Origin of the sequence: Actinomadura livida, from assembly GCF_014648675.1 — a bacterium.
In the GTDB taxonomy this organism is placed as follows: domain Bacteria; phylum Actinomycetota; class Actinomycetes; order Streptosporangiales; family Streptosporangiaceae; genus Spirillospora; species Spirillospora livida.
The window spans coordinates 343,941-365,391 of record NZ_BMRO01000003.1; the positions used below are offsets into that span (position 1 = coordinate 343,941).

At 72.1% G+C, this 21,451-nt stretch carries 15 protein-coding genes and 1 pseudogene; 8 read left to right on the forward strand and 8 right to left on the reverse strand.

What is annotated here, in order from left to right; genetic code table 11:
- Positions 1-71: 71 nt before the first annotated feature.
- Positions 72-1,601, reverse strand: a complete 1,530-nt coding sequence (gene miaB / locus IEZ03_RS08250; RefSeq protein ID WP_373293556.1) for a tRNA (N6-isopentenyl adenosine(37)-C2)-methylthiotransferase MiaB — start codon at positions 1,599-1,601, stop codon at positions 72-74.
- Between the two features lie 282 nt (positions 1,602-1,883).
- Between miaB and IEZ03_RS08255 the strand changes: the two genes are divergently transcribed.
- From IEZ03_RS08255 to IEZ03_RS08275, 5 genes are all read left to right on the forward strand, one after another.
- Positions 1,884-2,606, forward strand: a complete 723-nt coding sequence (locus tag IEZ03_RS08255; protein ID WP_229808173.1) for an amino acid ABC transporter ATP-binding protein — start codon at positions 1,884-1,886, stop codon at positions 2,604-2,606.
- A 106-nt stretch (positions 2,607-2,712) separates the two neighbouring features.
- Entirely contained in the window at positions 2,713-3,582 is an 870-nt protein-coding gene (locus tag IEZ03_RS08260) for a glutamate ABC transporter substrate-binding protein (RefSeq protein WP_184886762.1), read from the forward strand.
- Between the two features lie 147 nt (positions 3,583-3,729).
- The gene (locus tag IEZ03_RS08265; RefSeq protein WP_184886764.1) at positions 3,730-4,413 is read left to right on the forward strand and encodes an amino acid ABC transporter permease; all 684 of its coding nucleotides are present in this window, start codon (positions 3,730-3,732) and stop codon (positions 4,411-4,413) included.
- Positions 4,410-5,405, forward strand: coding sequence for an amino acid ABC transporter permease (locus IEZ03_RS08270; protein ID WP_184886766.1), 996 nt, complete (start codon positions 4,410-4,412; stop codon positions 5,403-5,405). Before IEZ03_RS08265 ends, IEZ03_RS08270 begins: the two co-directional genes overlap by 4 nt.
- 154 nt (positions 5,406-5,559) lie before the next feature.
- Complete coding sequence (locus tag IEZ03_RS08275; protein WP_184886768.1) at positions 5,560-7,587, forward strand: prolyl oligopeptidase family serine peptidase; 2,028 nt, start codon at positions 5,560-5,562, stop codon at positions 7,585-7,587.
- Positions 7,588-7,667: 80 nt separating this feature from the next.
- Here the strand turns inward: IEZ03_RS08275 and rny are convergent, their stop codons facing one another.
- The 3 genes from rny to recA all read right to left on the reverse strand — a co-directional run bounded on the left by rny (position 7,668) and on the right by recA (position 11,380).
- Positions 7,668-9,239 (reverse strand): ribonuclease Y, encoded by a 1,572-nt coding sequence (gene rny, locus IEZ03_RS08280; RefSeq protein WP_184886770.1) that lies wholly within the window; start codon positions 9,237-9,239, stop codon positions 7,668-7,670.
- Between the two features lie 341 nt (positions 9,240-9,580).
- A complete protein-coding gene (locus IEZ03_RS08285) occupies positions 9,581-10,132 on the reverse strand; it encodes a regulatory protein RecX (protein WP_229808135.1) in 552 nt (183 codons plus the stop codon).
- Positions 10,133-10,300: 168 nt separating this feature from the next.
- Positions 10,301-11,380: a recombinase RecA gene (recA, locus tag IEZ03_RS08290; RefSeq protein ID WP_189241173.1), complete on the reverse strand. Its 1,080-nt coding sequence runs from the start codon at positions 11,378-11,380 to the stop codon at positions 10,301-10,303.
- Positions 11,381-11,625: 245 nt separating this feature from the next.
- On the opposite strand from recA, the gene IEZ03_RS08295 reads away from it, so the two are divergent.
- A complete protein-coding gene (locus tag IEZ03_RS08295; protein ID WP_184886775.1) occupies positions 11,626-12,495 on the forward strand; it encodes an ATP-grasp domain-containing protein in 870 nt (289 codons plus the stop codon).
- Positions 12,496-12,528: 33 nt separating this feature from the next.
- Here IEZ03_RS08295 and IEZ03_RS08300 read toward each other — a convergent pair whose 3' ends face one another.
- Positions 12,529-12,723, reverse strand: a complete 195-nt coding sequence (locus IEZ03_RS08300; RefSeq protein ID WP_184886777.1) for a DUF3046 domain-containing protein — start codon at positions 12,721-12,723, stop codon at positions 12,529-12,531.
- 28 nt (positions 12,724-12,751) lie between these two features.
- Positions 12,752-14,050: an alpha/beta hydrolase gene (locus tag IEZ03_RS08305; protein WP_184886779.1), complete on the reverse strand. Its 1,299-nt coding sequence runs from the start codon at positions 14,048-14,050 to the stop codon at positions 12,752-12,754.
- A gap of 128 nt (positions 14,051-14,178) precedes the next feature.
- Between IEZ03_RS08305 and IEZ03_RS08310 the strand changes: the two genes are divergently transcribed.
- Positions 14,179-18,771, forward strand: coding sequence for an ATP-dependent helicase (locus IEZ03_RS08310; RefSeq protein WP_184886781.1), 4,593 nt, complete (start codon positions 14,179-14,181; stop codon positions 18,769-18,771).
- 77 nt (positions 18,772-18,848) lie between these two features.
- On the opposite strand, the pseudogene IEZ03_RS08315 reads toward IEZ03_RS08310, so the two are convergent.
- A pseudogene (locus IEZ03_RS08315) lies at positions 18,849-19,655 on the reverse strand (DMT family transporter); the annotation flags it as partial.
- A gap of 69 nt (positions 19,656-19,724) precedes the next feature.
- On the opposite strand from IEZ03_RS08315, the gene IEZ03_RS08320 reads away from it, so the two are divergent.
- Positions 19,725-20,339 (forward strand): TetR/AcrR family transcriptional regulator, encoded by a 615-nt coding sequence (locus IEZ03_RS08320; RefSeq protein ID WP_229808136.1) that lies wholly within the window; start codon positions 19,725-19,727, stop codon positions 20,337-20,339.
- Between the two features lie 4 nt (positions 20,340-20,343).
- Here IEZ03_RS08320 and IEZ03_RS37685 read toward each other — a convergent pair.
- On the reverse strand, positions 20,344-21,451 hold a 1,108-nt coding region (locus IEZ03_RS37685; protein ID WP_444541867.1), incomplete at its 5' end, for a preprotein translocase subunit SecA.

Sequence of the window (21,451 nt, forward strand, 5' to 3'; positions counted from 1 at the left end):
CCTCCCTGACACAGGGCCCGCGACCGCCGCCGGGGGCGGCACGCGGGATCGACCCTCGATCATGCCCGAGTTCAGGAGACGGTGGCGCAGCCCGGCGCGGGCGTGTCGGCCTGCGCCGGACGCCCGATCGACGGCATTCCGAGCGAAACGCCCTGCCGGCCGTCCGTCCCGGCCCGGCGCGCCTCCCACGCGTCGCCCGCCCGCGTCCGGCGGACGGCCCGCGCGGGCTTGTCGGCGACGAGATGGTGCGGCGCGGCGTAGGTGACCTCCACCGTGACCATGTCGCCGGGGCGGACCGGCTCCTCCGGCACGGCGAAGTGGACGAGCCGGTTGTCGGGCGCCCGGCCGGACAGCCGGCGGGTCGCCTGGTCCTTGCGGCCCTCGCCCTCGGCCACCAGGACCTCCAGGGTCCGGCCGAGCTGCTTCTTGTTCTCCTCCCAGGAGATCTCCTCCTGGAGGGCGACCAGCCGCTCGTACCGCTCCTGGACGACCTCCTTCGGCAGCTGGCCGTCCATGGCCGCCGCCGGGGTGCCCGGACGCTTGGAGTACTGGAACGTGAACGCCGACGAGAACCGGGCCTCCCGCACCACGTGCAGGGTCTCCTCGAAGTCGGCCTCGGTCTCCCCGGGGAAGCCCACGATGATGTCGGTGGTGATCGCCGCGTCCGGGATGGCGGCCCGGACCTTGTCGATGATGCCGAGGTAGCGCTCCTGCCGGTACGAGCGGCGCATCGCGCGCAGCACCGCGTCCGACCCCGCCTGCAGCGGCATGTGCAGCGACGGCATCACGTTCGGCGTCTCGGCCATGGCGGCGATGACGTCGTCGGTGAAGTCCTTCGGGTGCGGTGAGGTGAACCGGACCCGCTCCAGGCCCTCGACGTCCCCGCACGCCCTCAGCAGCCCCGCGAACGCGGACTCCCCGCCCGCCGTCATCGCGCGGACCTCGTCCGGCGCGGCGGCGAGGGCGCCGAAACCGGAGCCGTACGCGTTGACGTTCTGGCCGAGGAGGGTGACCTCCAGGACGCCCTCGCCGACCAGCGCCTCGATCTCGGCGAGGATCTCCCCGGGGCGGCGGTCCTTCTCCTTGCCGCGCAGCGAGGGGACGATGCAGAACGTGCACGTGTTGTTGCAGCCCACGGAGATCGACACCCACGCGGCGTAGGGCGACTCACGGCGCGTCGGCAGCGTCGAGGGGAAGGTCACCAGCGACTCTTCGATCTCGACCTGCGCCTCGCTCTGCACGCGCGCCCGCTCCAGCAGCGCGGGCAGCGATCCGATGTTGTGCGTGCCGAACACGACGTCCACCCAGGGGGCGCGCTGGACGATGGTGTCGCGGTCCTTCTGCGCGAGGCACCCGCCCACGGCGATCTGCATACCGGGATGACCGTCCTTGACCGGCCGCAGATGGCCCAGGTTGCCGTAGAGCCGGTTGTCGGCGTTCTCCCGCACCGCGCAGGTGTTGAACACCACCACGTCGGGCTCGGCGTCGCCGGCGCGGACGTACCCCGCCGCCTCCAGGAGACCGGACAGCCGCTCGGAGTCGTGAACGTTCATCTGGCACCCGTAAGTACGGATCTCGTACGTACGGGGAGCCGTATTCATAGGCGCACTCATGACGGTTACCAAGGGTACGGGTCTTACGCGATATCACCGAACCGGTCATTGCGACGCGGGCGACCTCCGATGATCACTCTCCGCCACGGCGAACCCCGCCCGACATGGGGATTCGTGATCGTATCGGTACCGCGCGGCAACTTTCGCGCCGTCGCGCATGACGTAAAGTCCGACCGCATGACGGACAGCGAAGGCGGACCCGACCTCACCAAGGACGGGCCTGGGGACTCCGCCCCGGAGCGGGGCGCCGAGGGCGGCCGGCCCCTCGTGGTGGCCGAGAACGTCAACAAGCATTTCGGGGAGCTGCACGTCCTCAGGGACATCAACCTGACCGTGAACTCCGGAGAGGTCGTCGTCGTCATCGGCCCCTCCGGCGGCGGGAAGTCGACCCTGTGCCGGTCGATCAACCGGCTGGAGCCCATCGACAGCGGGAAGATCCTGGTCGACGGCAAGGAGCTGCCGAAGGAGGGCAAGGATCTCGCGAAGCTCCGGGCCGACGTCGGCATGGTGTTCCAGTCGTTCAACCTCTTCGCGCACAAGACGATCCTGGACAACGTCACGCTCGGGCCGATCAAGGTCCGCAAGCAGGGCAAGCAGGAGTCCGAGAAGCACGCGATGGAGCTGCTGGACCGCGTCGGCATCGCGAACCAGGCGCAGAAGTACCCCGCCCAGCTGTCCGGCGGCCAGCAGCAGCGGGCCGCGATCGCGCGCTCCCTCGCGATGCGGCCGAAGGTGATGCTCTTCGACGAGCCGACCTCGGCGCTCGACCCCGAGATGGTCAACGAGGTCCTCGACGTCATGACGGGCCTGGCCCGCGAGGGCATGACGATGATCGTCGTGACCCACGAGATGGGCTTCGCCCGCAGGGCGGCGCAGAAGGTCGTGTTCATGGCGGACGGGCAGATCGTGGAGGAGAACACGCCGAACGAGTTCTTCACCAACGCGCGCACCGACCGCGCGAAGGACTTCCTTTCCAAGATCCTCACCCACTGATCCACTTTTCCCCGATGTATCCAGAAACCTGAGCTGTTCGGTCCACAGCGGATGTGAATGGTCCACAGAGCCACGGGGCTCCGGCAGAGTAGAGGTAGGACGAGAAATGCGAGTACGTCGTTTCGGCGCCCTCATCGGGGCGGGGATGGCATTGTCACTGGCGCTTTCCGCGTGTGGCAGCGACACGGAGAAGACCGAGGCCAAGACGGTCCTGCAGAAGGCGCAGGACGACAAGAAGCTGACCATCGGCATCAAGTTCGACCAGCCGGCCCTGGGCCTGAAGAAGCCCGACGGCACCTTCGACGGCTTCGACGTCGACGTCGCCAAGTACATCGCCAAGGAGCTGGGCGTTCCCGAGGACGGCATCACCTTCAAGGAGACGACCTCCGCGAACCGCGAGTCGTTCATCGGCGGCGGCCAGGTCGACCTCGTCGTGGCCACCTACTCCATCACCGAGGCGCGCAAGCAGCAGGTGACGTTCGGCGGCCCGTACTACGTGGCCCACCAGGACACGATGGTGAACGCCGACAACAACGACATCAAGAAGGCCGCGGACCTCAAGGGCAAGCGGCTGTGCAAGGCGGCGGGGTCCAACTCCTTCCGCCGGATCACCGACCCGCCGCCGGACGGCAAGCTCGACATCGACGGCGTCAAGCTGGTCGACGCGCAGAGCTACTCCGAGTGCGTGAGCAAGCTGAAGTCCGGCGCCCTCGACGCGGTCAGCACCGACGACCTGATCCTCGCCGGGTTCGCCAACCAGCAGAAGGGCTCCTTCAAGGTCATCAACGACCCCTTCACCGACGAGAAGTTCGGCGTCGGCATGAAGAAGGGCGACACCGAGACCTGCGAGGCCGTGAACAAGGCCATCAGCAAGATGTACTCCGACGGCGCCGCCGGGCAGTACCTCGACAAGCACTTCGCCGGCACCGGGCTGAAGCTCGTCAAGGAGGTCCCGACGATGGAGGGCTGCGCCTGACCGCAGGCGGCGCGCCCGGCCGCGGGCGCCGCTCCTGACCCAGGCCGAGCCCGACCGGTCGCGCCGGTGCGTCCCCGCGAGGACGTGTCCCCCCGGGGACGCACCGGCCTGCCCCGACCCCTTGGAACGCCATGGAACAGCTGAGCAATGTTTGACTTCACCCCGTTCTTCGAGAACTCCGGGGAGATCCTCCGGGGGTTCTGGGCGACCCTGCGCCTGGCGGGCGCCGCGGCGGTGCTCTCCCTGATCATCGGCACGGTCATGGTGAGCTTCCGCGTCGCGCCCGTGCCCGTCATGCGCAAGTTCGGCACGGGCTACGTCAACATCGTCCGGAACACGCCACTCACGCTGGTGCTGCTGATGTGCAGCCTCGGGCTGAACGACATCCTCGCCCTGAAGTTCTCCAGCGTCTCCTCGACGACCTACTACTGGTGGGCGGTCGTCGGACTGTCCGCGTACACCGGGGCGTTCGTGTGCGAGACCCTGCGCTCGGGCATCAACACCATCCCGCTGGGGCAGGCCGAGGCGGCCCGCTCGATCGGGCTGACGTTCACCCAGTCGCTCCGGATGATCATCCTGCCGCAGGCGTTCCGGTCGATCATCGCGCCGATGGGCAGCGTGCTCATCGCCATGATCAAGAACACGACGGTCGCCGCCGCGGCCAGCTACGGTGAGGTCGCGCTGGTGACCAAGACGATCGTCGACAAGCCGACGTTCTCCGACGGCGTGATCCCGCTGTTCCTCGGCGTCGCCATCGGCTTCCTGATCCTCACCCTGCCGACCGGGTACTTCTTCGGCTGGCTGGCCAAGCGGATGGCGGTGGCGCGGTGAGCAGGGAAGCGAACGTCCTCTTCGACATCCCCGGCCCGCGGGCGCGCAAGCGGAACAGGCTGCTGAGCGTCCTGGTGTCGGTCGTGCTCCTCGCGATCCTGGCGGCGCTCTGCTGGCGGCTGCAGGCCAAGGGCCAGTTCGAGAAGCAACTGTGGACCCCGTTCACCGAGTGGACGGTCTGGCGGCACCTGCTCCTGCCGGGGCTGCTGAACACGCTGAAGGCCGCCGCCGTCGCGACCGTGCTGGCGCTGATCTTCGGCGCCGTGTTCGGCTTGGCGCGGCTGTCGGACCACTGGTGGATCCGCCTCCCCGCCGGCGCCGTCGTCGAGTTCTTCCGCGGCATCCCGCTGCTGATCCTGATCTTCCTGGCGTTCTTCGTGCCGAACAAGATCAGCCCGGCGATCGCCGAGTCCCCGTTCGGCCAGCTCCAGCGGATGTCGGTCGACTACTTCTTCTTCATCTTCGGCGTGGAGAGCAACGCCGGCGTCGTGACCGTGCCCGCGTTCGCCGCGGTCGTGTTCGGCCTGGTGATGTACAACGGCGCGGTGCTCGCCGAGATCGTGCGGGCGGGCGTCCTGGCGGTGCCCAAGGGCCAGTCGGAGGCCGCCTACTCGGTCGGCCTGCGCAAGAACGGCGTCATGCGGCTCGTGCTGCTGCCGCAGGCCGTCACCGCGATGATGCCCGCGATCGTCAGCCAGATCGTCGTCCTGCTGAAGGACACCGCCCTCGGGTTCATCATCGCCTACGGCGAGTTCCTCCAGGCCGGCTTCAAGCAGGTCCCCGCGAACTACCACAACAACGTCCTGCAGGCCGGGATCGTCGTCGCGATCATCTACATCGCGATGAACATGTCGCTGAGCCGGCTCGCGACGTGGCTGGAGGGCCGGAGCCGCCGGAGCCGCAGGACCTCGGCCAAGACCCTCGGCTCGTCCGGGCCGCCTCCGGCGCCCGGAATGACGCGCCAGGCCACCGGTGAGCCCGGGGCCGCCTGACGAGAGCACCCGCCCGCGGAGGGCGCCGCCACCCCCCGGGCGGCGCCCTCGACCGTGTTACCGGCGAGTTGGCTGGTGGCCCGCTTGTATCTTTCCGAAGTCAAACGGCCCGTCATCACCCCAACACGTCCCCGTATGCGGGACGATTCCTGGTATGACCGCTCGTGCGACCCTTCCCTATGGCTCATGGCCATCCCCCATCTCCGCGGCCGACGTCGCCCGCGCCCGGCTGCGCCTCAGCTTCCCCACCGTCGAGGGCAGCGACGTGTGGTGGCAGGAGACGCGGCCCGAGGAGGGCGGGCGGACGACGGTCATCCATCTCAAGGGCGGGCACCGCACCGAGCTGCTGCAGGCGCCGTGGGACGCCCGCACCCGCGTCCACGAGTACGGCGGGCGGTCGTACCTGCCGGTCCGCACCGCCGCCGGCCGGTCGATCGTCTTCTCCAACTACGACGACCAGCGGCTGCACCGGCTCGACGAGGGTGACCCGAAGCCGTACCCGCTGACCCCCGAGCCGGCCGTCCCGGCGGGGCTCCGCTTCGCCGACTACGTCCTGTCCCCCGACGGCACGGAGATCTGGTGCGTCTGCGAGGGCCACATCGCCGCGCCGCGGGCCGAGCCCGAGGGCGCCGAGGGTGCGGACGCCCCCGCGGCCGACGAGCCCGCCACGGGCATCAGGCGCGCGATCGTGGCCGTCCCCCTCGACGGGAGCGCCGCCGACGACGCCGGCGCGATCCGCGAACTGGTCACCGGCGCCGACTTCTACGCCTCGCCCGCCCCGTCGCCCGGCGGCGGCCACCTTGCGTGGGTGCAGTGGAACCACCCGCGCATGCCGTGGGACGGCACCGAGATCCGCGTGGCGGCGCTCGAGGACGGCGCCACGGTCGCGCCCCGCACCGTCAAGGGCGGCCTCAAGGAGTCGGCGCTCGCGCCGCTGTGGCGCGACAACGAGTCCCTCTACGTCATCTCCGACTGGCCCGGCTGGTGGAACATCTACCAGGTCGGCCTGCACGGCGAGTCGCCGCAGGCCCTCTACCCGGCCGAGGAGGAGTTCGCGGGCCCGCTGTGGCAGCTCGGCGGCATGCCGTACGCGCTGCTCGGCGACGGGCGCCTCGCCGTCCTGCACGGCGAGGGCGACCTGCGCCTCGGCGTCTACGACCCGGAGACGCTGGACCTCACCGACCTGGAGGTGCCGTACGGGCACTGGCAGCCGCAGCTGTCCACGGACGGCACGACGATCGTCGGCATCGCCGGCGGGCCCGACCTGCCCACGTCCGTCGTGCGGGTGGACACCACCACCGGCCGCGTCGAGGGGCTGCGCCGCGAGCTGGCCGAGCTGCCCGACGTCGCCTACCTGTCGCGGCCGCGCGCCGAACGGCTGGAGGGGCCGTTCGGGCGTCCCGTCCACGCCTACGTCTTCCCGCCCGCCAACCCGGAGGCCGCCGCGCCCGAGGGCGAGCTGCCGCCGTACGTGGTGTTCGTGCACGGCGGGCCCACGGGGCACGTCTCCACGACCCTCGACCTGGAGCGGGCGTTCTTCACCAGCCGCGGCATCGGCGTCATCGACGTCAACTACGGCGGATCGACCGGCTACGGCCGCGCCTACCGCGAGCGGCTGCGCCGCCAGTGGGGCGTCGTGGACGTCGAGGACGCCGTCGCCGCCGCGCAGGCCCTCGTCGACGGCGGGATCGCCGACCCCGCCCGGCTCGCGATCCGCGGCGGCTCCGCGGGCGGCTGGACGACGCTCGCCGCCATCACCCGCACCGACGTCTTCAAGGCCGCCACGTCCTACTACGGGATCAGCGACCTGCAGAGCTTCGCCGAGGCCACGCACGACTTCGAGTCCCACTACCTGTTCGGGCTGATCGGGCCGCTGCCCGGGTTCGAGCGCGCCTACGAGGAGCGTTCGCCGCTCGGCAGCGCCGACAGGACGGCCTGCCCGGTCCTGCTGCTGCAGGGCCTCAACGACCCGGTGGTGCCGCCCGACCAGTCCGAGCGCTTCGCGCTGGCGCTGGCCGGGAAGAAGATGCCGTACGCCTACCTCACGTTCGAGGGCGAATCGCACGGCTTCCGCCGGGCCGACACCGTCATCCGCTGCCTGGAGGCCGAGCTGGCGTTCTACGGCCAGACCCTCGGCTTCGAGCCCCGCGGTGTGGAACCGATCCAACTGACGGTCGGCTGATACCCGCCCGTCCGCCCCCGCGCCGGCGGACGGGCCCAGCCGCCCTCAGCCACCCGCCCTGGGGCCGGGCGTCCGCGGAGTCAGCGGGCGAACTCGGTGGCGCGCGACTCCCGGACGACGGTGACGCGGATCTGCCCCGGGTACGTCAGCTCGTCCTCGACCTGCTTGGCGATGTCGCGGGCGATGACCTGGGCCTGGATGTCGTCGACGGCGTCGGGTTTGACCATCACCCGGATCTCCCGGCCGGCCTGCATCGCGAAGACCTTCTCCACGCCGGGGTGCTTGTCGCGGGCGATCTCCTCCAGCCGCTCCAGCCGCTTGACGTACGCCTCCAGGGACTCTCTGCGCGCCCCCGGGCGGCTGCCGCTGACGGCGTCCGCGGCCTGCGTCAGCACCGCCTCCACCGTGCGGACCTCGACCTCGTTGTGGTGCGCCTCGATGGCGTGGACGACGTCCTCGGGCTCGCCGTAGCGGCGGGCGATCTCCGCGCCGATCAGCGCGTGGCTGCCCTCGACCTCGTGGGTCAGCGCCTTGCCGATGTCGTGCAGCAGCGTCCCGCGCTTGGCGATGTCCACCGGGAGCCGCAGCTCGCTCGCCATGATGCCCGCGATGTGCGCGGACTCGATCAGGTGCTTCAGGACGTTCTGCCCGTAGGACGTGCGGTACCGCAGCTGGCCGAGCAGCGCGATGAGCTCCGGGTGCATGTCGGCGATGCCGACCTCGACGAGCGCGTCCTCCCCGGCGCGCACGCACAGCTGCTCCACGTCGCTCTTGCTGCGCTCGTAGATCTCCTCGATGCGCTGGGGGTGGATCCGGCCGTCCAGGACGAGCTTCTCCAGCGTCAGCCGCCCGACCTCGCGCCGCACCGGGTCGAAGCAGCTCAGCAGCACCGCCTCGGGCGTGTCGTCGATGATCAGGTTGACGCCGGTGGTGGTCTCGAACGCGCGGATGTTGCGGCCCTCGCGGCCGATGATGCGGCCCTTCATCTCGTCGCTCGGCAGATGCAGCACCGACACGACCGACTCGGCCGTCTGCTCGCTGGCGACCCGCTGGATCGCCAGCGTCACGATCTTGCGGGCGCGCTTGTCGCCCTCGGCGCGCGCCGCGTTCTCGATCTCGCGGGTGATCGGGATGGCCTCCCGCTTGGCCTGGTTCTCGATCGCCGCGACGAGCTCGGCCCTGGCCTGGCCGGCGGTGAGGCCGGCCGCGCGCTCCAGGACCTTGCGGCGCTCCTCGGCGACGCCGTCCAGTTCCCTTTCGCGGACTTCGAGGGCCTTCTTCGTTTCAGTGAGCCGCCCCTGCCACTGCTCCAGGCGCCGCAGCTCCCCGTCCAGCCGCTGCTCCCGCTCCGCGAGCCGCGCCTCGCGGCGCTCCAGGTCCTCCCGGACGTTCCGCAGGTCGTCGCGGAGGGCCTGGCCCTCCTCCTCGGCCTTCGCGCGCGCGTCGGACGCGATCCGCTGCGCGTCGCGTTCGGCGTTCCCCAGGACCTCTTCGGCGTCCCGTTTGGCCTTGGAGCGGATCTCGTCGGCCTCGCTCTGCGCGCGGGCCAGCTCCGCCGCGGCCTTCCCCGCCGTGCCCGGACGCCATAGAACGATGATCACGAGAGCGACCAGGGCCACCAGCAGCGCTGCACCCAGCAGGACGCTCTCCATGAGGTCGATCCTTCCTCGCCGCGGGCCCGTCAGGAGTCCGGACCCTGCCTAGCGAGGATTTACCCGCGCTCATCGGACGGCCGGATGCATGACACCGCCGGGCAGCGCGCTACGCGCCCCCGGTGATTCGGCCGTATCCGGTCGACGAACGTGTCCTGTATGCCTCTCAGCTGCTGGAACGTGCTCGGTCGTATGGCAATCCGCGAGACGCGGAGTAACTCCTCACTGCCGTAACGGTAAGCGGCCCAGAGGTAATGAGCAAGCGGTGCTCGCTTGCACCGCCCTTGGCGGTCGGGCTTTGTCAGGCCGGAAGCATTGCGCGGGCGGAGGCGTGGGGTGGGTCAGTCTGGGGGGTCGGGGAGGTCGTCTGGGGCCGTGCCCTCTTGGGCTAGGGCCTCCTTTACTACTCGGTAGGCGAGGGCGGGTGGGTAGCCCTTGCGGGCGAGCATGCCTACCAGGCGGCGCATGCGTTTGGCGGGGTCGACGCCCCTCGTGGACGGGAGTCTGCGGGCCACGAGGGTGCGGGCGGTCGCTTCCTCCCGGTCGGTGTCGAGGGACTCGACGGCGTCGTTGACGGTTTCGTCCGCGACGCCGCGGCGGCGGAGTTCGTGGGCGAGGGCCCGCCTGGCCAGGCCGCGGCCGGTGTGGCGGGACTGGACCCAGGCCTTCGCGAACGCCTCGTCGTCGATGAGGCCGACGTCGGTGAAGCGGCCGAGGACCCGCTCCGCGACGTCGTCCGGGACGTCCTTGCGGCGCAGGGCGTCGGCCAGCTGCGCGCGGGTGCGCGGCGACCTGGACAGCATCCGCAGGCAGATGTCCCGCGCGGCCCCCTCGGGATCCGCCGCGTGCCCGCCCCGCTTGCCGCGGGGCGTCTTGGCGCCGGGGTCATCCACCGGTGGTCGTCCTCACCCGAAGGTGCGGCGGGCGGGCCGTGGGAGCGGCGGCGCCGTCGGGGAAGGTCCGCGCACCGATCGTGCGATGCCGGATAAGGCGCCGCCGCCCTGCATACGAGATCATCGCCCACTCTTCGTCAGGAGTCACCCTTATCGTGGGATTCCCCGTCAGGAGTCACCCGGCTTGGCCTTGGCCGTCTTCCGGCCGGTGGTCTTGGCGGCGGCCTCCGGCGGCGCGGGCGCCGCGGCGGCGTCCGGGGCGGCGGGCTCGGCCTCCCGGTCGACCTTCGGGCCGATGCCGAGCTTCTCCTTGATCTTCTTCTCGATGCCGTCGGCCATGTCGGGGTTGGCCTTGAGGAAGTTGCGGGCGTTCTCCTTGCCCTGGCCGAGCTGGTCGCCGTCGTAGGTGTACCAGGCGCCGGACTTGCGGACGAAGCCGTGCTCCACGCCGAGGTCGATCAGGCCGCCCTCGCGGCTGATGCCCTGGCCGTAGAGCAGGTCGAAGTCGGCGACGCGGAACGGCGGGGCCATCTTGTTCTTGACGACCTTGACCCGGACGCGGTTGCCGACGGCCTCGGTGCCGTCCTTGAGGGTCTCGATGCGGCGGACGTCCAGCCGGACGGAGGCGTAGAACTTCAGCGCCCGGCCGCCGGTGGTCGTCTCGGGGCTCCCGAACATGACGCCGACCTTCTCGCGGAGCTGGTTGATGAAGAGGGCGGTCGTCTTGGTGGTGTTGATGGCGCCGGTGAGCTTGCGCAGGGCCTGCGACATGAGGCGGGCCTGGAGGCCGACGTGGCTGTCGCCCATCTCGCCCTCGATCTCGGCGCGGGGGACGAGCGCGGCGACGGAGTCGATGACGACGATGTCGATCGCGCCGGAGCGGATCAGCATGTCGGTGATCACGAGCAGGGCGTCGATGTCCACGCCGAGGGCGGCCGCGTACTCGGGGTCGAGGGCGTGCTCGGCGTCCACGAACGCGGCGATGCCGCCCTTCTTCTGGACGCTGGCCACGGCGTGGAGCGCGATGGACGTCTTGCCGGAGCCCTCCGGGCCGTAGACCTCGACGACGCGGCCGCGGGGCAGGCCGCCGATGCCGAGCGCGATGTCGAGGGAGATCGCGCCGCTGGGGATCACCTCGACCGGCGCCCGCGCCTCCTCGCCCATCCGCATGACCGACCCCTTGCCGAACTGCCGCTCGATCTGGGCGAGTGCGGTTTCGAGAGCCTTCTCCCGGTCGTTCGCTGCCATGTGAGATGTCCTTCTCGTCGTGACTGTCGGCTCTCGGCCGCTGACTGCGATGTCGAGGGCGACGTTACGGCGGGCCTCCGACACTTTGCGAGGCCCGGGCGCGATTGTGGACGACGCCGCGGCACCGGGCCAGCTTACCGAACATAAGTTCGATCATCGGCCGGTTGGGCGATTCGGGTGGGAATCTCCGTGCGTTCCATGGTCCCGACCCCGTACGCTGGCGCCGTCCACGGAGGGTTCCAATCATGACGCTGACCGTTCTCTTCTGCGTCGATCCGATCCACCCTCGGCGCGTTGACCCGCACTTTCTGCGCGAGGCCGCGGCCGTGCGCGACCACTACGGCGAGATCGCCCTGCTCGATCATGACGCGTTGCGACGCGGCGACGTGGACGACGCGGTCCGGGCGGTGCCCGACGACCTGGGGCCGATCTGGTACCGCGGGTGGATGCTCACCGGGGACGAGTACGCCGCGGTCTTCGCCGTGCTGAAGCAGCGCGGGACGGTGCTGCTCACGCATCCGGACGACTACAGGCGCGCGCACGAGCTGCCGGGCTGGCACGACACGTTCGCCGGGCTGACCCCGCACAGCGTGTGGCGGCCCCTGCGCGCCGGCCAGAGCCCCGGCGAGCTGAGCGAGCTGAAAGAGCTCGTACGGCCGCTGCGCGGTGGGCCGGGCGTGGTGAAGGACTATGTGAAGTCGTGCAAGCACGAGTGGGAGGAGGCGTGCTTCGTCCCCGACGTGAAGAACCTCGGGCAGCTGCACGACGTCGCCTCGAAGATGGTCGCGCTGCGGGACGACCATCTGGCGGGCGGTCTCGTCGTGCGCGAATTCGAGCAGTACGAAGGCGAGGGCGAGGCTCGCGTGTGGTGGGTGGACGGTGAGCCGGCGCTGGTCGGCCCGCACCCCGACAGTCCGGGCGTGGAACTGGACCCCGACCTGGACACGGTCGCCCCGGCCGTGCGCGCGCTGGGCTGCCGGTTCATCACGACCGACCTGGCGCGGCGGACGGACGGCGTGTGGCGCGTCGTCGAGGTCGGCGACGGCCAGGTCAGCGACCTGCCGTCGTCCGTGGACGCGATGGACCTGTACGCCCACCTGCCCGTCCCGGACTGACCCGCGCGGAGTCAGGCCACCGCCGCGCGCCGCCTATTGGAGTTTCGAGGGGACGTCGAAGGTGGCGACGACCGCCTGCCAGACCTTCTTGGGCGGTTCCCCGTCGGCGAGGGCCTGTTCGATGGTGCGGCCGTTCAGCTCGGACATGACGTAGTCCTTGGCCACGCTTTGGGCGTAGGTGGCGCCGAACTGCTGGTTCATCCGATCCCAGAACACTGTGAGCCGCACGGTTCCACGCTATCGGACGGCAGGGGGCTCATTCCGCCGCCGTGGCCCGGGGCCGGGCGGACGCGCCGTCCACGGAATCCGAGACCTCTCCTGGGACGGCCGGCGGGGTCCCCTGGCGGTACTGCCGGTGGAGCCCGGTCAGGTAGCGCTCGACGCCCTCGATGACACGGGCCGTCCGGTAGGAGGGGAAGACGTCGAACGCGTGCTGGGCGCCCTTCATCTCGGCGTAGATGACGGGTGCCTCTGAGACTTCCCGGAGGCGTTCGACGAATCGGTGGGCCTCCGCCACGGGGATGAGTGAGTCGCGGTCCCCGTGGATGACGAAGAAGGGCGGCGCGTCCTTGCCGATGTAAGTGATAGGGGACGCCTTGGCGTACGCCTCCTGGTTCTCTGCGAAGGGCTTCTTGATGACCATGCGTTCCATGAGGCGCGTGGCGCCCATTGGGCGGGGCCACGGCCCGGGTTCGAAGAGGTTGTAGACGCCGTAGAACGGAACTGCACCCTGGACGGTGGTGTCGACGTCCTCGAAGCCCGGCTGGAACTCCGGCACGTTCGCGGTCAACGCCACCAGGGCCGTGAGGTGTCCACCGGCGGAACCACCCGTGACGCACAGGAAGTCAGGGTCGGCGCCGTACTCCTCGGCGTGCTCCCTGTACCAGGCGAGGAACCGCTTCAGGTCGATCAGATGGTCGGGAAACGTGGCGCGTGGGCTAAGCCGGTAGTTGACGTTGAAGCCCGCCCAACCCTGGAGCGCCATGTGGTTGAGCAGCGGCAGGCCCTGCTCACGCTTGTCCCCGATCACCCAGGCGCCGCCATGAATCTGCATGAGCCCGGGGCGCAACTCACCGTCGGGACGTTCGGCAGCGGGCTGGAAGACGTCCAGCTTCAACCGCAGCCGGCCGTCCTCGTGGAACACGACGTTGCGCTCCACCCGAACGCCCTTGCGCGGGATCAGGCACAGCTGCGGCACGATCAGGTGTGCCAGCGGGTACCGGGGCGCATCTTCGGGGTCCAGGTCGAGGGGCGCGCCGCTGTCCCGGAGGGTGACGACCGTACGGCGTGAGGCGACGATGGTCGCGGCGACGCCCGCGATGCCGAGGATCGCCAGGGCGAACCCGACCCAGCCCGGCCAGCCGTCCAGTCCGCCGAACCCCGCCGTCAGCGCGGTCGCGGCCGCCCAGGTGACGACGGCGTGCGGCGCCATCTCGATCGTCAGCCAGCCGCAGAAGAAGCTCGGCGCGAGCAGGAGCGCGCTGCGCCGGGGGGCGTGCGCGTTGAGGGCGACCAGCGCGAACAGGATCCCGAGTGCGAGCATGACGTAAGGCATGAAGACTCCGGTGGGGGCGTGCGTCTACCCGTAGACCCTGCCCGTACAAGCGCTTGCTTACAATGTGACGCACGCCACCTCCCGGCTCGAACCGTCGAACTGTCGTACCGAGGGGGCACTATGGCGGCATGGGCGGTGACGTGCTCGAACGCTTCTCCCCGGCGACCCGTGAGTGGTTCTCCGGCGCCTTCGCCGCGCCAACCCCCGCCCAGGCGGGCGCCTGGGAGTCGATCGCGAGCGGCGACAACACGCTCGTCGTGGCGCCGACCGGCTCCGGCAAGACCCTGGCCGCATTCCTGTGGTCCCTCGACCGGCTCGCCACAGGTCCGGTTCCGGAGGAGGCCCTGCGGCGCTGCCGGGTGCTGTACGTATCGCCGCTGAAGGCCCTCGCCGTGGACGTGGAGCGCAACCTGCGCGCACCGCTGGCCGGCATCCGGCACGCGGCGCGCCGCCTCGGGCTGCCCGAGCCGGGTGTCCGGGTGGGCATGCGGTCGGGCGACACCCCCGCCGATGAGCGCCGCCGGCTGGCCGTCAAGCCGCCGGACATCCTGATCACCACGCCCGAGTCGCTGTTCCTGATCCTCACCTCGCGGGCGCGCGAGTCGCTCCGCGGGGTCGAGACGGTCATCGTGGACGAGGTGCACGCGGTGGCGGGCACCAAGCGGGGCGCGCACCTGGCGCTGTCCCTCGAACGTCTCGACGCCCTCCTCGAACGGCCCGCCCAGCGGATCGGCCTGTCGGCGACGGTGCGGCCCACTGACGAGGTGGCGGCTTTCCTGGGCGGGCCCAGGCCCGCGGCGGTGGTCCAGCCGCCTTCCGACAAGGTCTTCGACCTCGACATCGTCGTCCCCGTGGAGGACATGGGCGAGGTGGGGCGGTTCGTCGACGACTCGGGCACGGCCGACCCGCGCCAGCGCAGCATCTGGCCCCACGTCGAGGACCGCCTGCTCGACCTCATCGAGGCCCATCGCTCGACGCTCGTGTTCGCCAACTCGCGGCGGCTGGCCGAGCGCCTGTGCGGCCGCCTGAACGAGCTCGCCTACGAGCGCGCCACCGGCGACGCCCTCCCCGAGGACCACACCCCGGCGGCCACCATGGCTCAGGCGGGCACGGCCAGGGGGGCGCCCCTGGAGATCGCCCGCGCGCATCACGGTTCCGTCTCCAAGGAGGAACGGGCCGGTATCGAGAACGCCCTCAAGGAAGGCCGGCTACCGGCCGTGGTCGCGACGTCGAGCCTCGAACTGGGCATCGACATGGGCGCCGTCGACCTCGTCGTCCAGGTGGAGTCGCCGCCGTCGGTGGCCAACGGCCTCCAGCGGGTCGGTCGCGCCGGCCACCAGGTCGGCGCCGTGTCCAAGGGCGTGATCTTCCCCAAGTACCGGGGGGACCTCGTCCAGACGGCGGTGGTGGCCGAGCGCATGCGGGGCGGCGAGATCGAGGAGCTGCGCTACCCGCGCAACCCGCTCGACGTCCTCGCCCAGCAGATCGTCGCCATGGTCTCCATGGACGAGTGGACCGTCGACGACCTGGAGTCGCTCGTCAAGCGCGCCGCCCCCTACGCCACGCTCCCCCGCTCGGCGCTTGAGGCGACGTTGGACATGCTCGCCGGGCGCTACCCGAGCGACGAGTTCGGCGAGCTGCGCCCGCGCCTGGTGTGGGACCGCGTCACCGGCGTCCTGCACGACCGCCCAGGGGCGCAGCGCCTCGCCGTGACCAGCGGCGGGACGATCCCCGACCGCGGCCTGTTCGGCGTCTTCCTGGTCGGCGAGAAGGCGTCCAGGGTCGGGGAGCTCGACGAGGAGATGGTGTACGAGTCGCGCGTCGGCGACGTGTTCGTCCTCGGTGCCAGCTCGTGGCGCATCGAGGACATCACGCCCGACCGCGTCCTCGTCTCGCCCGCTCCGGGCCAGCCCGGGAAGCTGCCGTTCTGGCACGGCGACACCCTCGGCCGCCCCGCCGAGCTGGGGCGCGCGCTCGGTTCGTTCACCCGCGAGCTGGCCGGGCTTCCCGCCGACGACGCCCGCGAGCGCGTCTCCGCCGCCGGCCTCGACGCCTGGGCGTCCGCCAACCTCGTCTCGTACGTGGGCGAGCAGCGGGAGGCGACCGGGCACATCCCCGACGACCGGACGATGGTGGTCGAGCGGTTCCGCGACGAACTCGGCGACTGGCGGATGGTCGTCCACTCCCCGCTGGGCGCCCGCGTGCACGCGCCGTGGGCCCTGGCCATAGCGGGCCGCCTGCGCGAACGGTACGGCGTCGACGCGCAGGCCATGCACGCCGACGACGGCATCGTCATCCGCATCCCCGACATGGACGAGCCCCCCGGGCTTGACCTGGCCGTCTTCGACGCCGACGACATCGAGCGCATCGTCGTGGACGAGCTGGGCGGCTCGGCCCTGTTCGCGGCCCGGTTCCGCGAGTGCGCGGCGCGTTCGCTGCTGCTCCCCCGCCGCCGCCCGGACCGGCGCATGCCGCTCTGGCAGCAGCGCCAGCGCGCCGCGCAGCTGCTGGCCGTCGCGAGCAAGTACCCGTCGTTCCCGATCGTGCTGGAGACGATGCGCGAGTGCCTGCAGGACGTGTTCGACGTCCCCGGCCTGGTGCAGCTGATGCGCGACGTGTCCGGACGCAGGATCCGCATGGTGGAGGTGGAGACGCCCGAGCCGTCCCCCTACGCCCGCTCCCTGCTGTTCCACTACGTCGGCGCGTTCATGTACGAGGGCGACTCCCCCCTCGCCGAACGCCGCGCGCAGGCGCTCGCGCTCGACTCGGCGCTGCTGTCCGAGCTGCTCGGCCAGGCCGATCTCCGCGAGCTCCTCGACCCCGAGGCCGTGGCCGACACCGAACGCGAACTGCAGCGCCTCGCCGCCGACCGCCGCGCCCGCGACCTGGAGGGCGCCGCCGACCTCCTGCGCGGCCTCGGCCCGCTCACGACGGCGGAGGCGGCCGAGCGCACCCTCCCCGCGGACGCACCGGAAGGCGCAGCCGACGTGCTGGTGCAGGTGTCGCGGTGGCTGGAGGAGCTGGAGGCGACGCGGCGGGTCATCCGCGTCAGGATCGCCGGGGAGGAGCGCTGGGCGGCCGTCGAGGACGCGGGCCGGCTCCGCGACGCGCTCGGCGCGCCGCTGCCCGTGGGCGTCCCCGAGGCGTTCCTCGAACCGGTGGACGACCCGCTCGGCGACCTGGTCTCCCGGTACGCGCGCACGCACGGCCCGTTCCGCGCGGGCGCGCCGGCCGCGCGCTTCGGGCTGGGCGTCGCCGTGGTCGCCGAGACGCTGCGGAGGCTGGCGGGCGCGGGACGCGTCGTCGAGGGCGAGTTCCTGCCCGTCGAGGCCGTGACGGGCCCGCTGACGAGCGAGTGGTGCGACACGGGTGTGCTGCGGACGCTCCGGCGCCGGTCCCTGGCCCGGCTGCGCGCCGAGGTGGAGCCGTCCCCGCCGGAGTCGCTCGGCCGTTTCCTGCCCGCCTGGCACGGCATCGCGGGCGGGTCGCGGCTGCGCGGCATCGACGCGCTCGTCCAGGCCGTCGAGCAGCTGCAGGGCGCCGCCGTGCCCGCGTCGGCGCTGGAGTCGCTGATCCTGCCGTCGCGGGTCCCGGGCTACACCCCGGCCATGCTGGACGAGCTGACCTCCGCGGGCGAGGTCGTGTGGGCGGGCCAGGGCGGCCTGCCGGGCGGCGACGGCTGGGTGGCGCTCTACCTGGCCGACACCGCCCCGCTCCTCATGCCGGAGCCCGCCGAGATCACTTTGACGCCCGCGCACCAGGCCGTGCTCGACGCGCTCGGCGACGGCGGCGCGCTGTTCTTCCGCTCCCTGTCCGACCGGGTGAACGCGCACGTGACCGCCGCCGACGCCGATCTCGTCACCGCCGTGTGGGACCTCGTCTGGGCCGGGCATCTCACCAACGACACGCTGGCCTCGCTGCGCGCAGCGCTCGGCTCGGGCCGTCCGACGCACCGCTCCCGGACGACCCGGCGCGGCCGTCCCGTCCTGCCGTCCAGGACGGGCCCGCCCACGGTCGCGGGACGCTGGTGGACCCTCCCCGGACGCGAGGCCGCCGCGACCCTCCGGTCGCACGCCCTCGCGGAGGCGCTGCTGGAGCGGTACGGCATCGTCATCCGCGGCGCGGTCGCGGCGGAGCGGACGCCGGGCGGGTTCTCCGCCGTGTACCCGGTCCTGCGCGCGTTCGAGGAGACCGGCCGCTGCAGGCGCGGCTACTTCGTCGAGGGCCTCGGCGCGGCCCAGTTCGCGCTGCCGGGCGCCGTCGACCGGCTCCGCGCGCTCCGGCCGGCGCAGCCCGCTCCCCCGGACGACATCTCCGCGCTCTGGGAGACGCCCTCCAGAGCCGACGGCCGTGCCCTCGTCCTGGCGGCCGCCGATCCGGCTAATCCGTACGGCGCGGCGCTGCCCTGGCCGGAGCGCGACGACGAGGTCGCGAGCGGGCACAAGCCGGGCCGCAAGGCGGGGGCGCTGGTCGTGCTCACCGAGGGCCGGCTCGTCCTCTACGTCGAGCGGGGCGGCCGTTCGCTGCTGACCTGGGACGACGATCCCGGCGTCCTGCGGCCGGCGGTGGACGCGCTCGCGCTCGCGGTCCGGGAGGGCGTCCTCGGCAAGCTGACGGTCGAGCGCGCCGACGGCGCGGCGATCGCCGACTCGCCGCTGGCCGCCGCGCTGGAGTCGGCGGGCTTCCACCCGACGCCCCGCGGGCTGCGGCTGCGCGCCTGATCCGCCGGGCCCCGCAGCGCGACGGCGACGGCGGCGCCGCACACCAGGACGCCGAGGAGCGAGAGCGGGGTCAGGGTGCTGCCGAACAGCAGCCAGCCGAAGACCATCGTGGTCGGCGGGGTGAGGTACAGCAGCGCCGAGACCCGGGTGACGCCGGTCCGGCGGACGTTGACCCAGTACAGCCCGTACCCGCCGAACATCGCGACGAGGACGAGCAGGGCCGCGGCCGCCCAGAAGACCGGCTCGGCGGGCGGGACGAGCGTGCCCTCGGCGCCGGCGAGGCCGGAGAACAGGACCGTGGCGACGACGGCCTGCACGGCGAGGGCCTCGGGCAGCGCGACGGCCGGGCGGGCGCGCCGCTCGACGAGGGTCGCGGCGACCAGCGCGAGCATCGCGCCGAACGGGAGCAGGTACGCCCAGGCGGGGGCGCCGCCGCGCAGGTCGCCGCCGACGACGAGGGCCACCCCGGCGAGGCCGCCGACGAATCCGGCGAGCTGCCGCCGGGTGATCGGCTCCCCGAGGAGCGGGACGGCGACGGCGACCGCGACGAGCGGCTGGAGGGCCGCGATCAGGCTGCTGATGCCGGCGGCGACGCCGTGGTCGACCGCCGCGAAGACGCCGTACAGGTAGCCGCCCTGCCCCAGCGTCCCGATGACGGCGTGCAGGGCGAGGTCCCGGGGCGGGATCCGGCGGCGCCGCCAGGCCAGCAGGGCGGCGAGGAGCACGGCGGCGAGGATCATCCGCCAGGCGAGCAGCGCGCTCGCGGGAGCCGCGCCGGTGCCGAGCTCCGCGCCGATGAAGCCGGAGCTCCAGGTGACGACGAAGGCGGCGCCGAGCAGGGTGTCCGGATGGCGCACTGCCATGATCCCTCCCCAGGTATACATACCGGTATAGGTACATGGTAGCTATACCGGTATGTATACTTGTGGTGTACTCCGAGGGAAGGGGGCCACATGCCCGGCACCATGCCCGCCGACACCGCGCAGGACCGGCCGCTCACACCCGCCGCCCGGCGCGTGCTCCAGGCCGCGAACGAGCTCTTCTACGAGCGCGGCATCGGCTCGGTCGGCATGGAGCTGATCGCCGCCCAGGCGGGGGTCACCAAGAAGACCGTCTACGACCGGTTCGGCTCCAAGGACGCGCTGATCCTCGCCTACCTGCGCGCCCGCGACGAGCGCTGGCGCGAGTTCCTGACCGGCCGGCTCGCCGCCGTCCCGGACGCCAGGGAGCGCGTCCTCGCCACGTTCGACGCGCTCGGCGACTGGCTGAGCACCGAGTCCGCGCGCGGCTGCTCGATGGTGAACGCCTGCGCCGAACTGCCCGACCCCGGCCACCCGGTCCACGCGGTCGCCGCCGAGCAGAAGGCATGGATCAGGGACCTCTACGCCGGCCTGACCGGAGACGCGGCCGGCGCCCTGGCCGACCAGCTGCTCATCCTGCACGAGGGCGCGGTGGTCGCGTTCAGCGTCGGCGGCGTCCGCGACGCCGCCGCGAAGGCCCGCGCCGCCGCCGACGCGATCATCCCTGACACGGGCCTCCCTGACACGGGCCTCCCGAGCGGCCGCTGACGGGTCAGCGGCGGCGGCCCTTGAACATGTTGATCAGGCCGCGCAGGGCGCGTTCGTCCAGCGAGCCGAAGGGGTTGTCGTGGACGAGGTACGTCCACGTCGCCGACGGCCGCTTGAGCCCCGCGGAGTCGAGGTCGATGCCGTCCGCGGAGGCGGTGAGCGCCTCGAACGCGGCGACCGAGCGCTTCCGGGCGTCGCCGAGGAGCCGCTTGCCCGCCGGAACCGCCTCCCGGTTGAACTCGACCAGCGGGTCGAGGCCGCGGCCGAGCGACCGCAGGTGGATGCCCTCGCGGAGGTCCGCGAGGTAGGCCAGGTGCTCGGCCCAGCAGCGGTCCAGCTGGTACAGGACGATCTGCCGCGCCGCGGCCGCCACCGCGTCCGCGCCCGCGATCCCGGTCAGCTCGGCGTGCCGCTCGGCGGCCTCCGCCGCCATCGTCTGGTCGGCGGCGTCGCCGTTCAGGACGGCGTCGCGCTCCGCGAGCAGCTCGCGGCGCTGCAGGCCGATCAGGTGGTTGTACCGCCAGGTGTTGCGGTGCAGTTCGAGGTCGACGCCCTCGGCGACGCGCTGGGCGTGCCCGACGATCCAGTGGGCGCCCTTGTCGGTGATGAGCCCGTCGTCGTCCGAGGCCGCCTTCGGCCGTTCGTCGGGCGCGTAGCGGGTGACGAGGTCGTCCTGGAGGCTGGTGAAGAACACCGAGCCGCCGGGGTCGCCCTGGCGTCCGGCGCGGCCCCGGAGCTGGTCGTCCAGGCGGCTGCTGTGGTAGCGGCCGGTCCCGATGACCAGCAGGCCGCCCGCCGCCGCGACGCGGTCGTGGTCGCTCCCCCCGGCCTCGGCGGAGGCGGTGCCGGGGGCCGCGGGCGCGCCGCCGGCGCCCCGCGCGGGGCTGCCGCCGAGGCGGATGTCGGTGCCGCGCCCGGCCATCTGGGTGGAGACGGTGATCGCGCCGTACGCCCCGGCCTCGGCGATGATCGCGGCCTCCTCGGCGTCGTTCTTGGCGTTGAGCACGACCGGGTCGAGGCCGGCGCGGCGCAGCCGGCGCGCCAGCCGCTCGGACTCGGCGACGTCGCCGGTGCCGATCAGCACCGGGCGGCCGCCGGCGTGCGCCGCGGAG

What these genes read in the sequence shown, in the direction of transcription:
- miaB (WP_373293556.1), bottom strand. Translation starts at nt 1,601, where the DNA reads ATGAATACGGCTCCCCGTACGTACGAGATCCGTACTTACGGGTGCCAG.
- IEZ03_RS08260 (WP_184886762.1), top strand. Translation starts at nt 2,713, where the DNA reads ATGCGAGTACGTCGTTTCGGCGCCCTCATCGGGGCGGGGATGGCATTG.
- IEZ03_RS08265 (WP_184886764.1), top strand. Translation starts at nt 3,730, where the DNA reads ATGTTTGACTTCACCCCGTTCTTCGAGAACTCCGGGGAGATCCTCCGG.
- IEZ03_RS08275 (WP_184886768.1), top strand. Translation starts at nt 5,560, where the DNA reads ATGACCGCTCGTGCGACCCTTCCCTATGGCTCATGGCCATCCCCCATC.
- rny (WP_184886770.1), bottom strand. Translation starts at nt 9,239, where the DNA reads ATGGAGAGCGTCCTGCTGGGTGCAGCGCTGCTGGTGGCCCTGGTCGCT.
- recA (WP_189241173.1), bottom strand. Translation starts at nt 11,380, where the DNA reads ATGGCAGCGAACGACCGGGAGAAGGCTCTCGAAACCGCACTCGCCCAG.
- IEZ03_RS08295 (WP_184886775.1), top strand. Translation starts at nt 11,626, where the DNA reads ATGACGCTGACCGTTCTCTTCTGCGTCGATCCGATCCACCCTCGGCGC.
- IEZ03_RS08305 (WP_184886779.1), bottom strand. Translation starts at nt 14,050, where the DNA reads ATGCCTTACGTCATGCTCGCACTCGGGATCCTGTTCGCGCTGGTCGCC.
- IEZ03_RS08310 (WP_184886781.1), top strand. Translation starts at nt 14,179, where the DNA reads ATGGGCGGTGACGTGCTCGAACGCTTCTCCCCGGCGACCCGTGAGTGG.
- IEZ03_RS08320 (WP_229808136.1), top strand. Translation starts at nt 19,725, where the DNA reads ATGCCCGGCACCATGCCCGCCGACACCGCGCAGGACCGGCCGCTCACA.